The organism is Modestobacter sp. KNN46-3, from assembly GCF_011039295.1.
This window is the reverse complement of sequence record NZ_JAAKGN010000005.1, coordinates 60,107-73,971: the sequence shown is the minus strand read 5'-3', so window position 1 is coordinate 73,971 and position 13,865 is coordinate 60,107. Positions and strand designations below refer to the sequence as shown.

The 13,865-nt window shown below is 66.2% G+C and carries 13 protein-coding genes; 9 read left to right on the top strand and 4 right to left on the bottom strand.

The genetic code is table 11. The features are described from left to right. Positions 1–42: 42 nt before the first annotated feature. Positions 43–465 carry a hypothetical protein gene (locus G5C62_RS28900; protein ID WP_164699932.1) on the bottom strand — a complete coding sequence of 141 codons (423 nt, stop codon included), beginning with the start codon at positions 463–465 and terminating at the stop codon, positions 43–45. 257 nt (positions 466–722) lie between these two features. On the opposite strand from G5C62_RS28900, the gene G5C62_RS28895 reads away from it, so the two are divergent. The 6 genes from G5C62_RS28895 to G5C62_RS28870 all read left to right on the top strand — a co-directional run bounded on the left by G5C62_RS28895 (position 723) and on the right by G5C62_RS28870 (position 6,516). Beyond that, positions 723–1,880, top strand: coding sequence for a hypothetical protein (locus G5C62_RS28895; protein ID WP_164699933.1), 1,158 nt, complete (start codon positions 723–725; stop codon positions 1,878–1,880). Between the two features lie 178 nt (positions 1,881–2,058). Then, positions 2,059–2,238: a hypothetical protein gene (locus tag G5C62_RS28890; protein WP_036336483.1), complete on the top strand. Its 180-nt coding sequence runs from the start codon at positions 2,059–2,061 to the stop codon at positions 2,236–2,238. Between the two features lie 718 nt (positions 2,239–2,956). Further along, positions 2,957–3,292 (top strand): helix-turn-helix domain-containing protein, encoded by a 336-nt coding sequence (locus tag G5C62_RS28885; protein ID WP_164699934.1) that lies wholly within the window; start codon positions 2,957–2,959, stop codon positions 3,290–3,292. Then, entirely contained in the window at positions 3,289–3,498 is a 210-nt protein-coding gene (locus tag G5C62_RS28880; protein ID WP_206330445.1) for a helix-turn-helix domain-containing protein, read from the top strand. Before G5C62_RS28885 ends, G5C62_RS28880 begins: the two co-directional genes overlap by 4 nt. Positions 3,499–4,269: 771 nt before the next feature. Further along, positions 4,270–4,554, top strand: coding sequence for a hypothetical protein (locus tag G5C62_RS28875; RefSeq protein ID WP_164699922.1), 285 nt, complete (start codon positions 4,270–4,272; stop codon positions 4,552–4,554). Between the two features lie 714 nt (positions 4,555–5,268). Beyond that, positions 5,269–6,516, top strand: coding sequence for a hypothetical protein (locus G5C62_RS28870; RefSeq protein ID WP_164699935.1), 1,248 nt, complete (start codon positions 5,269–5,271; stop codon positions 6,514–6,516). Positions 6,517–6,668: 152 nt separating this feature from the next. Here G5C62_RS28870 and G5C62_RS28865 read toward each other — a convergent pair whose 3' ends face one another. Continuing rightward, positions 6,669–7,346 (bottom strand): hypothetical protein, encoded by a 678-nt coding sequence (locus G5C62_RS28865; RefSeq protein WP_164699936.1) that lies wholly within the window; start codon positions 7,344–7,346, stop codon positions 6,669–6,671. Positions 7,347–7,982: 636 nt separating this feature from the next. Continuing rightward, the gene (locus tag G5C62_RS28860; RefSeq protein ID WP_164699937.1) at positions 7,983–8,870 is read right to left on the bottom strand and encodes a hypothetical protein; all 888 of its coding nucleotides are present in this window, start codon (positions 8,868–8,870) and stop codon (positions 7,983–7,985) included. 311 nt (positions 8,871–9,181) lie between these two features. Between G5C62_RS28860 and G5C62_RS28855 the strand changes: the two genes are divergently transcribed. From G5C62_RS28855 to G5C62_RS28845, 3 genes are all read left to right on the top strand, one after another. Beyond that, a complete protein-coding gene (locus tag G5C62_RS28855; RefSeq protein ID WP_164699938.1) occupies positions 9,182–10,036 on the top strand; it encodes a phage major capsid protein in 855 nt (284 codons plus the stop codon). 232 nt (positions 10,037–10,268) lie between these two features. Further along, complete coding sequence (locus tag G5C62_RS28850; RefSeq protein ID WP_164699939.1) at positions 10,269–11,159, top strand: hypothetical protein; 891 nt, start codon at positions 10,269–10,271, stop codon at positions 11,157–11,159. A gap of 158 nt (positions 11,160–11,317) precedes the next feature. Further along, positions 11,318–11,872, top strand: a complete 555-nt coding sequence (locus G5C62_RS28845) for a hypothetical protein (protein WP_164699940.1) — start codon at positions 11,318–11,320, stop codon at positions 11,870–11,872. Here the strand turns inward: G5C62_RS28845 and G5C62_RS28840 are convergent. Continuing rightward, positions 11,869–12,099, bottom strand: coding sequence for a hypothetical protein (locus G5C62_RS28840; RefSeq protein ID WP_241175671.1), 231 nt, complete (start codon positions 12,097–12,099; stop codon positions 11,869–11,871). The genes G5C62_RS28845 and G5C62_RS28840 overlap by 4 nt on opposite strands. Between the last annotated feature and the right edge of the window lie 1,766 nt (positions 12,100–13,865).

Below are 13,865 nucleotides of genomic sequence, written 5' to 3'. Positions count from 1 at the left end.
CCGTGCCCGTGACCTCGCCACGGGGCCGTCCCGGAGGCCTCCTCACTCCTCGCCGGTCAGCGCCTCCTCGGCCAGTTCCTCCGGCACCGGGACGCCGGTGAGCTCGAGCAGACGCCGCACGGTCTCCTCGACGAAGAGGTCCTCCGGCTCGTCGTCCTCGTCGTCCGGCGCCAGGAGGGCGGCCACGTCCTGTGGGTCCACCTCCCGCCCGGTCGCCAGCAGCGCCCAGTGGGCGAGCCCGCGGGCCTCGGCGTCGTTGTCCACCGGCGCGCTCGCGGTCGGGTCCTCGAAGTAGACCCGGGGCTGGAAGCCGAGGTAGCACCGGCCACCGGCGTCCCCGGTCGGCCGGTAGTCGATGGTCGCGATGTCGCTGTCGTGGACGTCGATGACCAGGTACCGCTCGCGGCGGGCGTCCGGGCTGGTCCAGGCGCCGTCGCTGTAGGTGAACGTCCCGAAGAGCCCCATGGCGGGGCAGGCTATCGACCGACGTACCGACCATCGGGGCGCGCGCTACGACGGACCGGCCCAGCCGGTGCGGTCGGAGGCTCGTCGGCGGCCGAACCCGCTCGCTCGTGGCCGGGCGCCGCGAGCAACCGGCTGCTGAACGGTGAGAAGACTCTCTCGGCATCCTCGGGCGTGCCTCGCGCCGACCCCGCAGGCTGTGACCGGCCTGTGACATCAGCCGCGCAACAGACGGGTCGCCCACGCACCCCGTCGGCGAGATGTCCGAACCCCTCAACGCGATTGGAGCCCTCGTGCGCCCGTCCCGCATCGTGCTGGCAGCGCTGGTCGCGCTGCTCGCCACCGCCATCGCCACGCCTGCTGCCGCGGCCCCGACCGGCGGATCAGGCGGCCCGCTCACCGACCGCACGTTCCAGACGTTCACCGGCGCCGGGTACACCGCCCAGCACCACGTGTACGCGGCCGGGATCGACCCTTCCCAGCCGGTCGGGCTGCTCGTCTACGCCGACGGCACCGGCGAGTACGGGTTCGAGAACCCGTCGGCCAGCTACTCACTGGGTGGGGTCAACGGGGTCGTCGCCGTGGCGAAGCGGCACAACATGGTCCTGCTGGTGCCCTCCAGCCCCAACCGCGCCTGTCAGTGCTGGGAGCGGGGCGACCCGACCGGGTACGCCGACCACCTCGCCGCGCTGATCGACTCGGTCCACGGCCAGTACGACATCGACCGGGACCGCGTGTGGCTGGGCGGGTACAGCACCGGCGCGCAGCTGATGACCCGGTTCCTGTTCCCCCGGCACTCGGAGCTCTTGACCGGCGGCGGGACCATCGTGATCGGCGGGGGCGGCGCACCCGCGGTCGCTGCGGACGCGTTCCCCGCGTCGCTCAAGGCCAACGTGCACATGCACTGGGACACCGGCGAGCTGGACACCGACACGAACGGGTCCGCGCCTGGCGGCCTGAACTCGCTGAACGGTCCCTATGGGGCCAAGGTCGGCGAGGCCTGGTACGCCGACCGCGGTTTCCAGACGTCGCACGAGCACCCGGCCGGAGTCGGCCACGCCCGCAACGGTCAGTTCGGGACGATCATCGAGGGGGTCCTCAACCGGTACGCCACCCCGAGCGCCGGTTCCGAGCCCGCGGCCAGCCCGCAGCCGTGGGAGCACACCGTCACCCCGAGCCGCATCGGCGTGACCGTGTCCGCGTACGTCCCCCCGAACACGACGCGGACCACCCTCCGGGTCTCCGCCGCACCGTTCGGCTCGCAGACCGGCTTCTACACCTACCGCACGACCAGCAACGACGTCGTCCCGCTGTCCATCACCCGCAGCCTCGCCCCGGACAGGTCCTACCACTACCAGCTGGAGACCGGGACGGACCGGACGGTGGTCGCCTCGGGCACCTTCCGGACGCTTCCCTGACACGGGCGCCGAGACGCCCTGCGCAGGCTGACCGTCCGGCCCGGCCCGTGCCGGGTCCCCCGGGCCTCGCCGCTCCCTGACGACGGCGGTGATCCGGGGTTGGCACCGCGGGACGCCGGGCATGTCGGCCGTGCGTACACCCGACGTCGGCCCTGGCCGATCGACCACGAGGAGAACGATGACCAGCATCTCCCTGCCCGCACGCCGCAACCGGTGGCGCTCCGCCGCCGCAGGTGTCGCCATCGCCGCTGCGTCGTTCACCATGACCGCCTGCGGTGGTGACGAGGAGGGCGGCGAGGACACCGGCGTGGTCGAGGACGGCGGCACGGTCGACGAGGAGGAAGAGGACGACGACTAGGAGTCGTCCGGTCGCGACGACCGAGTCGGTCGGCGGGGTGCGCGGTCTGCGCCCCGACGACCGACCGCGTCCAGCCGGCTGATCGGGCCAGCCGGCGCCTGCGTACACCCGGGACGAGGGAGCCAGTGGCGCGCCCGGCAGGGATCGAACCTGCGACCAAGTGCATCGCAGACCGTACGTCCACGGGCTTTCCCCCGGACTCTCATCCGCTCACCCGCTTCCGATCTGACCTGCTTCTTTGCCCCTCGCAACACCCACGTTGATCCACGGCGATCGGCAAGGGCTCCCGGCGCCATAGGTAACTCCATGGGTAACAAGGCGGTATTACCGGCGGCGTGGACATCCTGCGTGCGGACCACTCTGGGGCGCTTGTGTCCCCTGGGGCCGGTGTGACTCACAGCATCGGCCCGTTGACGCAGAGTCGTGGTCGTGTGCTAACTTCGTCCCAACGAGTTCCGAACCGCTGCAGCGCCGTCCCCGCTAGTTCTGCAGCAGACTCCACCACGGTCGGACAAGCGCCCTAACTAACTGAATACTCCGACGCTGCCTTGCCCGCGAAGCGGGAGGCACTGTGCAGTCGCCCGGAAACCACCCCAATCCACGGGACCTCTGTATCTACAGGGTCCCTATCCATTGAGGGGGGTTTCCCTGGGCGTGCCCTCCGTCGGTTCGGTTAGCTACTAGGAAGCTCCCCTCCACATCTCCTGTGGAGGAATGCGTGACCAGCGCATCTCGGACCCCTGAGGGTCCATCGTTCATCTCCGCCGTCCCGACGGCTGCGCCATGCGCCCAGCCGTGGTGGAACCACTGCCCCGACCAGGTCGAGTGGCTGTCCAGTGACGCCGCAGCGGCCTACCTGTTCACCCCGGAGGTCACCCTCCGCACGTGGCGAGCCCGGCTGATCGGCCCGCCGTTCCACCGCGTCGGCCACCGGGTGATGTACTCCCGGCGGGACCTGGATGTGTTCGTCGCCGCTGGGCGCGTGCAGACCTCCGGTGTCGTCTCGCTGTCCGGCCCGGAGCTGGCTGCTGTCCTCCCGAGTGATGACCAGTGAGCGCCGGGAACCTGCCCCAGTACGTGCGGCGTCCCGAGGCTGCCCGCTACCTGGGGCTGTCCGTGGGCACGTTGGAGAACTGGGCATGCCACCCGAACGGACGCGGTCTCGCGTTCCACAAGGTGGGCGGCATCGTTCTCTACGACGCGCAGGAGCTGGCTCGCTTCGTGCAGGCCCGCCTTGTCCAGAGCGGGCGTGCGGCGTGACCGCACCAGAGTCACATCGACAGGCGAAGCGGTGGGAGCAGGTCAAGCGGTGGTGGCTCGCCGTCTTGGACTGCCACCCGTGCGCGGCTCAGGCCGCGTGGGCGGCTCAGTGTGGGTACAGCGTCGTCCACCCGCCGTGCGGTTCGTGTCGTGCCAAGGTGGCCGCGCTGCCCACTCCGGCCGTGAACGGCTGGCGCACAGGTGAGCCCGTCAGCGCATCTGAAATGACCGCCACGGACGTCTCGGTGTCCTCGGACCCGACAGAGCCCAGGCGGTCACTCACGGGCGGGCAGTGGGCCGCATGACCGCCGATCAGGGAGCCGCCCGTCCGTGGAACCTGACTCGGTGGGTCGACGTCATGCCAGGCCATGACCTGGTGCTCACCAGGGCCGACGTCGAGGGAGCGCCTGCCGGTGCCGTGTTCAGCATCGAAGCTGACTTTGGGTCCGGCGGTCACCCGGTGCCCATCTCGGTCGAGCGCCGTCGGGATGGGACGTGGACGGTCCACTCCCGGGCCTACGTCCCCTCGGATGCCCTGATGGGAGGTAGGGCGACCCCGCGTCGTCGGGTGTGGAGGGAGACCGGCGAGGACGCCTCGCCCGTGGTCGAACAGGCGGGCGACCGGAGCCGGGTGACCTTCGCCGAGGCAGCCGCGCGCATGGCCAAGGCTCAACGGTGAGTCCACCCCAACGCGGCATCACCTTCGCTACGGGCTCGGAGTGGGGGGCCTATGCCCAGCAGGAGATGACTCGGTGGGCCAAGGACGGTGCGGTGACTCCGCTCGCCGTCCGGGTCCTGTTCGCCGCAATGGGACAGCACGACCGGAATGGTCATGCCCGCTTCCGTTCCGGCGAGCTGGCCGACGTGCTCGGCTCCATCGACGTCACGACGGGCGAAGTGCGACCGGCCCGACGAGACAGCGTGTCGGACGCCATCAAGGCCGCGAAACGACTCGGCTACATCACCGACGAGTCCACGGTGCGCTGTCTGGTCCTCAGTCGTCACGTCTTCCAGAAGTCGTGGGGATCGCCAGCTCCGTGCGCCGTGCACGACTGACGAAGTTGGCCCTACAGGCCAACGAATGAGTCGGAAGTTGGCCCGTGAGGCCAAGTCGCTTGGCCCTACAGACCAAATGGCAGTCCGGAAACTCCCGGAATTCCGGGGATCTCAGGGCCTCTCCTCTTATAGATCATCTAGGCAACGGTGAAAGGAGTTTGTGGTGAGGGGCGCTCCCCGCCCACCATGCCTAGCCACAAGGAAAGACAGGCTCAGGTCAATCACTGGGGGGCTCCGCGCCCACCAGACCTGATCTCAACGGCAATAGGAGTTAGGGACTGAGGGGCGCTCCGCGCCCACCAGACCTGGTCTCAACGGCGAAAGGAGTTACGGGTGAGGGGCGCTCCGCGCCCACCAGACCTGATCTCAACGGCGAAAGGAGTTACGGGTGAGGGGCGCTCCGCGCCCACCCGACCTGATCTCAACGGCAATAGGAGCTAGGGACTGAGGGGCGCTCCGCGCCCACCATGCCCAGCCATAAGGAAAGACAGGCTCAGGTCAATCACTGGGGGCGCTCCGCGCCCGCCAGACCTGATCTCAACGGCAATACGAGTTAGGGACTGAGGGGTGCTCCGCGCCCACCATCTCCAGTTAGAGGCATGGGCGGTCTCTGTGAGACCACTGCGCCGATGCCCCAACCCCATCACACACACCTGCCTGTCCGCAGGTCTCTTCGGCCTGCCCGGAAACGGGCAGGCCCTCAGGAAGGAAGCAATGCCCGAGCCACATCCCGGCGCAATCAACACGACGCCGGCCTCCGCACGCAATCGCAAGACCAAGCCCAACAACAGCCAGACCAACAACACCACCGATAACCATTCCGCCGACGCGGAGACGACGACTGAAACCCCCACGGGTCAGGTCACCAGTGAGGAACCCACCATGACGACGACCACCAAGCCCGCTGAACCCACCGCCGCCGAGCTGTCCCGGCGTGCACTGGCCCAGGAGAAGGCCACCCACGCCCAAGCCCTCACCCTGAACGACCAGTGCCAGACCGCCACCGAGGAGCTGAGCGCCTTCCTCGCCAGCGGACAGGCCAGCCTCTCCGACTTCGCCAACCACAAGGGGCGGTGGCTGGACGTCCACGCTGCCCAGGACGTCGCCGCCCTACTGGTCACGGGCTGCGAGAACAACGTCAAGCGTGCCGAGCGTGCCCTCATCAACGACGACACCACGGTTGCCGAGCTGTTCGCCAACGTCCTGGCCGACGTCTACGGCGGTGAGCTGCTCGTGCAGGTCGTGACCATCAAGGCTGACACCAAGCCCAACGACGACGGTTCCCCGGTGTTGTTCATCGTGCAGGAGAAGGCCGGAGTGAACAAGGCGGGCATTCTGTCCGCCAAGCTCTTCCTGACCTATTACCGGGGGGCTCTCCATGCTCCGCTGAACGCTGATGCCATTCAGAAGGCATGTCGGGCGCGGAACTACAGCGTTCAGATCGACCCGTGGCCCAGCCAGAAGTACGGCACCTACTTCGAGGACCCGACTGCCGTCAACGTCACGCGCGCATTCATGGCCGTTCCGACGCTCGACGCCGAGCCGACTGACGGACAGGTTTCCCTGTACGCCAATGTCGTTCGGAATGTCCTCCGGAACGCTGTCACGTACAGCGGCGAGCGCGACGGCGTGCGTCTGAGCTACGAGCCGGTCGAGGGCGCGGCCAAGTCGGAGGGAATGAGCTACAAGGTGCTGGCCCATTCACGGGGCAAGGGTGACCGGCGCATGACGGTTGAGATTGTCTGCAAGGTGTGGCCGGACAAGATGCTGATGGGTCAGCCCGTGGTCGAGATGATGAAGGAGGCCGTTCGGAAGCAGGTCGGCAACATGGCCGACGACCTGGGGCGGGTCGCCGCTATCGATCACCTGTCGGTTGATGCCCCCGACCTGGCTCGGCGGTTCGCCGACCCTGACCCGTTCACCGTGACGGCTCACTTCGGCATCACTTACCGCATCGGCTGACCAGAGTCGGCGATGCTCGGCGGGGCGGCTCCGATAGCGCCCCGCCGAGCACCCTGGGATGACGCGACCGACCCTCGCCAAGCTAATGAGCAAGCCAGATCTAGGGAGCTACACGACGCGGGACAGCGCACCGCAACCAAGGGGCGAGCTGGTCACTTGGGCGATTGTTGCCGACCTGGCATGAACCGGGAGTCGCCCAGAGCGTTCCGCAATTCGTCGCCGAGATGCTGATACTCGAAGAGTTTGCGCGCGAGGAAAATTTGATTGCCCGCGTCAGTCATGAACCTAGGAGCCGCCTCGACATCTCTTAAGTATTCATGAATGCCGGCTGAGTCGAGCCTAGCTATGGCCGCAGACACTCGCGGCTCGAACTTACTCAGGAAGGGAATAACGGCCTTATAGGCTTCCCGATGCTGCTCGATCGCTCTGCGCATGGACGCGAATAGGTCGTGACTATGCACGTCAAAGTATCCCCAATCGATGCGCTTCAAAGCGTCTGCAATCTCTTCGGGGCTATCGGCCTCCCATTTGTTCTGCGCCATCCCGCTTTCGGCGAAGACCGCGTAAATCATGATGGGGGGGACGGTGGCGAGACGGTGAAGACTGAGCACCGACGCCCTGTAGTGGGCGCGGTACTCTTCCGCCCGAGGACGCTCGACAACCAGCCAGTTGAAGATGTGGGCCGCAATGTAGGAGTAGCCGAGCCCCATAACTGCAATGCCGATCTCCTGACCGAGCGGCCAAAACTCGGGAACGTCGGATAGAAAGGTGGCGCTGCCGACGGCCAGGGCAGTCGGGATGAGTCCGTGGCGCTTGACCCGTTCGAGCACAAGGCGAGCCTACTGGTTCAGTTGACGGAATCCGGTTGCCGGGAGGCAGCTTTCACGGCCAGTTGAATCCACCTCACTGGCCCCAATACCGTGGCAACACCCCGGCTGCTAAGACCCGGCGATGAGGCCCCTGAGTGCCCAGGGGGTGCTACCCCCAGGGGTACTGGGCAGCCATTCCACCGGGGTCAGGTACGGCGATCTGAGGGGCTGGCAGCAGCGGCCCACCAAACTGATACCCGGCAACGCTCAGGCGGACGCTCACGGCCAGCACAGCGGGCGCACGGGCCATGCAGCGACCACGCGCGGCCAGGTCAAGCGCCGCCGCAACGCGAGGCGGCCAGCCAGGGCCAGGGCCAGCAGACGCACCAGACCTCATGCCGCCGTCCGGGCTCTGCGCGACGCACGGCTGCGCGGCTCGGGATTGTCGCCGCCCTGGGCGACTCCAAGCCCTACCTGCTCAGGCCGCCCCGCGCGGGACCAGCTTTGGCCAGGGCCGCCGGACACCGGTCGACAGCGGCAGTGGCACGTCATGGGGGCAGGTGCTGCGCTCACGGTGACGAGGTAACCACCGGCCGGTGATCAATCCGAGGGTTACCGGTCGGTGGCTCGGCTCATGCCGGACGTGGCGATGCTGGGTCAGGGCCGCGCGTTGCGTCCCCGGTCGATCAGCTCATCAACGAGGTCTGGCCCGGCCAACAGATCACCCACGAATTGCGTCAGCCCACCCGTGATAGCCGTCAAGTCTTCTTGGGAGGGCCTTGTCGCGCTTCCATGTGTGACACGTCCCCGGATGCGATAGCACCGCTTGAAAAACTTCACCGCAGAATCGCCCGCATACTCCCGGTCGCCTAGAGAAAGGGCGAGCTGCGTGCCTTGCTGGCCAAATGAGGCGACCTTCAATCGGGACACAGCTGACGTTAGACGCTCCTTTTCGACCGCGTCGATGGTCGCCTGGGTAACTTTCAAGACAAGTGCGTCAACAAGAATCTGCACTTCCGCCGCCCGGTTGAATTCTGTCATTAGGGATTCCACGGCGGCGATGAGTAGAAGGAATTTTGCGTCTACCGACTGTGCCATCAGGCCAGCGCTGTAGAGATCAAATGCGAGCCTTTGCTGAGCGTGCCTTCGCCTGTTGAGGCCGCTGGCAAGCGTTAGTCGCAGTGCCTCGACGGACTGCGTCGCAAAGCCAGACGCCGAGCCGCGGAAGAGCGACACGTTCTGGTCTGCGGGTATGACCATGAGGCCGTGTACGTCATTGAGGACTGGCCCTCCGGAAGCCTCAGAGGCAATCGCTAGCATTCTGGGATGGAGCCAACCATCAGTGTTCCGCTCACCGAAGTCGGCTGCAACGCGGAACGCGGCGAGCGCTCGCTCGAAGGCGTCCCTCCAGTGATTCCCCGCGCTCGCCGCCTCGTCCTCAGACGAATACCTCTCTCCGTAGAGCGCTAGCCATTTTGAGTCGCCGATCGTCGAGGAGCCCACTGCGCGCAGCTTGACTACCACGTCGACGGCCTCATGTAGCACTACTTCGTGCTCCTCGTGCGCAAAAGGGAATACGCCTCGCGGCTTGAAGCGCAGGCGGAAAGCGAAGCTTGCCGGAGGATGAGTCACAGTCGGCGAGGGTAGACGCGCCGGTGCAGGAGGCTGCGATGATTTGCGCGGCGATTCCGCGAATATGTTGGTGTGCTCGCTTCGAACGTGGCATGATCATCTTCAGCTAATCCGTCGCCGCAGCCCGTGGCTCGCCGCCGGATCAGCACTCACGCGCCAGCGGCGCGACCTGAGTGGGTCTGTGGCCCCCAGGAGTCCTCATCGACTCCAGCGGAGCCACTTCCATGACTGCATCCACGTCCACCGGCGCTGCCCTGCTGCGCCCCGAGCAGGTCGCCGATCTGCTCGTCAAGCCCGTGCTGGCCCTGTCCTTGGCGACCCGCCCCGAGGTCACCACCGTCGTCCGCACCACCAGCACGACCCTGCGGATCCCCATGGTCAACCACGACCCCGTCGCCGCCTGGGTGGTCGAGGGTGCGGAGATCGCGGTCTCCGACGCCACGATCGCAGAGCTGGACGTCAGCCCCAGCAAGCTCGCCGGGCTGACGATCATCACCAACGAGCTGGCCGCCGACAGCTCCCCGGAGGCCGCCCAGGTCGTCGGGGACGGTCTCGCTCGGGACATCGCCCGCAAGCTCGAAGCCGCGTTTTTCGGCAACCTGGCGGCACCGGCACCGGCCGGGCTGGAGGCCCTGCCGACGACGGCCGGGAACGTCCAGACCGTCGCCGCCGGGACCGCGTTCGCCGACCTCGACCCGTTCGCCGAGGCGCAGGCCCTCGCCGAGAACGTCGGGGCCACCGTGACCGCGTTCGTGGCCAACCCGACCGACGCCCTGGCCCTGGCCACGCTGAACGGCGGGACGGCGCTGAACACGCCGCTGCTGGGACAGGACCCCACCCAGCCGTCTCGACGGCAGATCCTCGGGGTGCCGCTGTTGGTCTCCCCGGCGGTCACGGCGGGCCACGTCTGGGCGCTCGACGGCTCCCGGAACTACGTGGTGCTCCGCGAGGACGCCACGGTGACCGTGGACCCGTCGCCGTTCTTCACCTCCGACCGCACTGCCGTGCGCGGGATCCTGCGGGCCGGGCTCGGCTGGGCGCACCCTGCCGCCGTCGTCCGGATCACCGTCGGAGCCTGACCCGACTGACCACCTGGTCCAGCGTCAACGCCACCGGGACCTGACCTCGCCGACGGGACAGGCCGCTCGCCGGAGCGATGGACGGCCCACGATCGGATTCTTCAGGCCGTAGGCCGTGCCAGCGCGGGGGCGAGAACATGACGGAGCCCGCCGGAGGCAGTGCCGCCTCTGGCGGGCTCTGCTATATCGGTAGGGTCTGGGTCCAGCAGCTCTATAAGGGGGGGCGAGCTCGATGGCCCGCACCATCGATTACACCATCGCCTATCGCATTGGTGGCAAGACAGTAGATCTCTTCAAGATCTTCTTTGGCGGCGACGGCTCGTACTACGTCACCGCGCCGTATCACCCACTGAATCGCGCAATCGCAGCCAGGATGACTGTGAACTATGCAAAGCCTGAGGGGCAATTTCGGCTGACCGACTCTGAAGATATTGCAGTTCTCGACGACGACGATCGACGACTCAAGTTGTCACACCACCCCGACGGCTTTTTGCAATTCTCTGGACAGGGTGTCCGCTCGGGTCGGGATGAGCAGGGTCGCCCCAAGGGTATGGGCGTTCACTCCTGGAGATTGACAAACCCCGCATTCGGCCCATCGTTTCAGCTGGGTTTCTCCGACGCTCTCGCTTGTGGGCGGGCGAGTAGAGGGCGAACGAGGACAGTCATCTTCGACGAAGAAGACATTGAGCACCTTCGGAGCGGAGGTATCGACGGCCTCAGCATAGTGGGGTACTACCTTCCGGTGCGGTGGCGAGAATTCGTTTACCGCACATCGGATGGGTCCATGCGTATCGACCTGGTTCATCCCAACACTCAGGCGGTCAAACGCCTGCGCGTTGTGCTCGCATCTAAGGACTCCGAAATCCCTGGGCTTGTCGGACTAGAGGCGTTGCCCCACGGGTTGGATGCCATCGATGACCAGCCCAGCTTCTTCGTGACCACATCTACAGGAAGTTTGCGGCGGAATATCTATGGAGAACTCGTGGGCGACCAACTGTTCTGCGCATACCCGCCACCGGACTTGGATGACGCAAAATATCCATCGTTGAACCACCCCTTGCCGCAACCCCCATATACGGCCCCTCCCGGAACGACGGAGATATTCCCTCCCGAAAGCGAGTAAGCCATACCGTCGAGCCTGGTGTCAGCCATCACGCACGCGTGATGGAGTCCGCACCAGAAGGGCCTGACTCTCCACCGCAGGGCAGACCGTCCTGAGGTCGCTCGGAACTGCTCATGCCCTCAGCAGTTCTGTCGGTAGCTCAGGGAAGGCTGCCGACCATGACCGAGACCGACTCCTCCAGCCGACCCGATGCCCCTCGCCGGTGGGGCGACATGGTCCTCAAGGCCGCTGCTGGTGCCGTACTGCTGGTACTAGCGACGATGTGGAACTCGTCGGCGTCGGACTACTACAAACTTGCTGACGTCCACCGCCAGAACGCGGCGGTCGCTGTCGCTCATGCCCTAGCCGATGGTGGGGCGAACCTAGACGGCTACCCAGCCGTACCTCCGGACGTGTTGGAGTTCGCGGGCGGCGCTGAGTCTCTTCCTACTTTTCCCCCGGTGCCGCCCGAGCAAGCGGAGGCAGCCGTAGCAGCCAGTACGGCCCTCGCCGCATATGCCGCGACCCAAGCCACCGAGGCGCGGACAGACGGCCGACTCCTCTTGAGCGGAGCCGGTGCCACCGCGCTGGCGGGGTTCGGCCTCTTGTATCCGATTGCCTCGGTGGGGGCCGAGTCGGTCGTTCGTCAGGGGCGGCGCGAGATCGGCGAGTGGCGGAGGCTGAGGAAGTCCAGGAGCCGAGAGGTCACCACCGGGAAGGCACAGCCCGCTTAGGAAGGTGATCGCCTCACGTTTGCGACCATCATCGGGATCTCCTTGCGCCCGCCTGCTTCCAGTAGCCGGCGTTTGCCGGCTTCCCGGACGTCGGCGGCCTGGACCCGCAGCACCTCGGCCAGCGGGGTGCCGCGTTCGATGGCCACGATCAGGCCGTCGACGAACCGGGCCAGCGGATCGAGTGAGGTGCGGTCGGCCAGTTGCTGCAGCCCCTCGACCAGCGGCACTCCGGCCCCAGCCTATGTTTCCGCCGTGGCCTATCAGTGGGACGTAGCCGTCGGAGAGCAGTGCAGCTCCTAGCGGCTCGGGCAGTCCCCCCTACGATCAAATGGCGTCTGCCACGGACAGTTTGGACGTTGCGCCTAGCCCTCAGCGGCCTGTAGGTGGCGAGATGTCCCGCACAGATCCGAGCCAACTTTGCAAATCGAAAGCGTCCGGGTACGTTTCCCGAACTTCACGTCTAATCTCTTCGGCTTGGTCGCTACCCGCGAGGGCAGCGTCCATAGCGGTTAGGGCCTGGCGGACTCTAGCCGCACTACCGGTTGCGACGCGAGCGCTATCTTCGGCCTGAACAGCACGCGTCTCGGCCGCTTCCCGGCCACCAGCGCCCGCCCTAACCCCAAAGTAGAAGCCGAGGATAGTGGTCAAGACGGGCGTAACCAGTCCAATTACTTGAATGATGCGCGCAAAAGCATCGTAACCGTCAGTGCCGGCACTGGGATCTGCTGGAATTGGCGCAGTGTCCGACGCGTGGATAGCTACGACGATCGCGTAAGCGAACAAACTTGTTATAGCTAGGGCGATCAGGGCGGCTACCCACGGGTTCATGTCGCCAAGCCCGCGCGTATGGGCACGCTGACTCGACTCTTCACTTTCGCCCACAGTTGTATCCGCCACGCCTGTCGCGCCCTCTCATCAGCAGTCGGGGCTAGGAAATATGTATCACTCGAACACCCAGCTCTCGGGCCGTTTGCGCTAAGTCGCCGCGCGTGGTCAAGAGCGGAGCCGATCGCGTCAAGGCCGCACAGATGCAGAGAACATCCGAGCTGGGGAGGCCCTGATGATAAAGGTCCAGATAGTGTCTAACCAGGCGTGACCCACTCACCACCTTGAGTGGCAGACGGTCAAACACTCGCATGCGTTGCTCGACTTCGCCGGATACCGTGAAGACGCCCACAGCCAGGTTGCTCAGAAGCAGCTCAAGCACGTCGATGTACAGGTTGGGCGGCGCCAAGTAGTCGTTGCGCGCCAAAGCAAGCTGATCTGCCACCGGTCGGGATAGAGGACCAGCAACTAAAAGTTCATATATACAATCGGCAGACAATACGAGCATGCTAGGTCCGCGTCTACTTGCTTTTCGCGCGAACAGCCACGGCCTCTTCGTACGACAGTGCTCCCCTTACCGGGGACAGCGAAGCAAGAGTGTCGAAGAAGTCTTCGGTTCGCTTCGCGCGCTTGAAAGCAGGCGGGTATTTGTACACGCCTGGTCGGCGCACGTCTATGCGCAGGTCAACGTCTTCCAGCCTCAAGCGCTGATGGCCCGCAACCTCGGAGGCGGCGACGAATCTAGACACGCGCATAGCAGCGGGAACCTTCTGCCTGCGGCCTCTGATGCGCTTGCGGGCGGCTCGAGATCCGGCGGCCGCGCGACTCACCCAGGCATCGCCACTGCGCTGCCGATCTGACGCCATGCGGTCCTCAACCCCCCCGAAAGTCGATGGCGAACGCTAGCAGGCCACGACTTCGGCGGCCCGGTAAGGCGTGGCTCGTTCCCATCTCTTGACACAGTACTGCGGCTACTCCCTCTGCCTGCTAGCCGCTTGACCAAGGGCATCACGACGTGGAGCCGAGAGCCGTCGGGCAGCATCGCGTCGACGAACGGGGTGGACATGTCGATCCGCCGGCCAGCAGCCAGCGCAGGGCCGGCGCGGCGCCAGCACCAGGGTAGGGCCCTCACCAAGGGCGGGGCCAGCACCAGAGGCAGAGCCGCAGG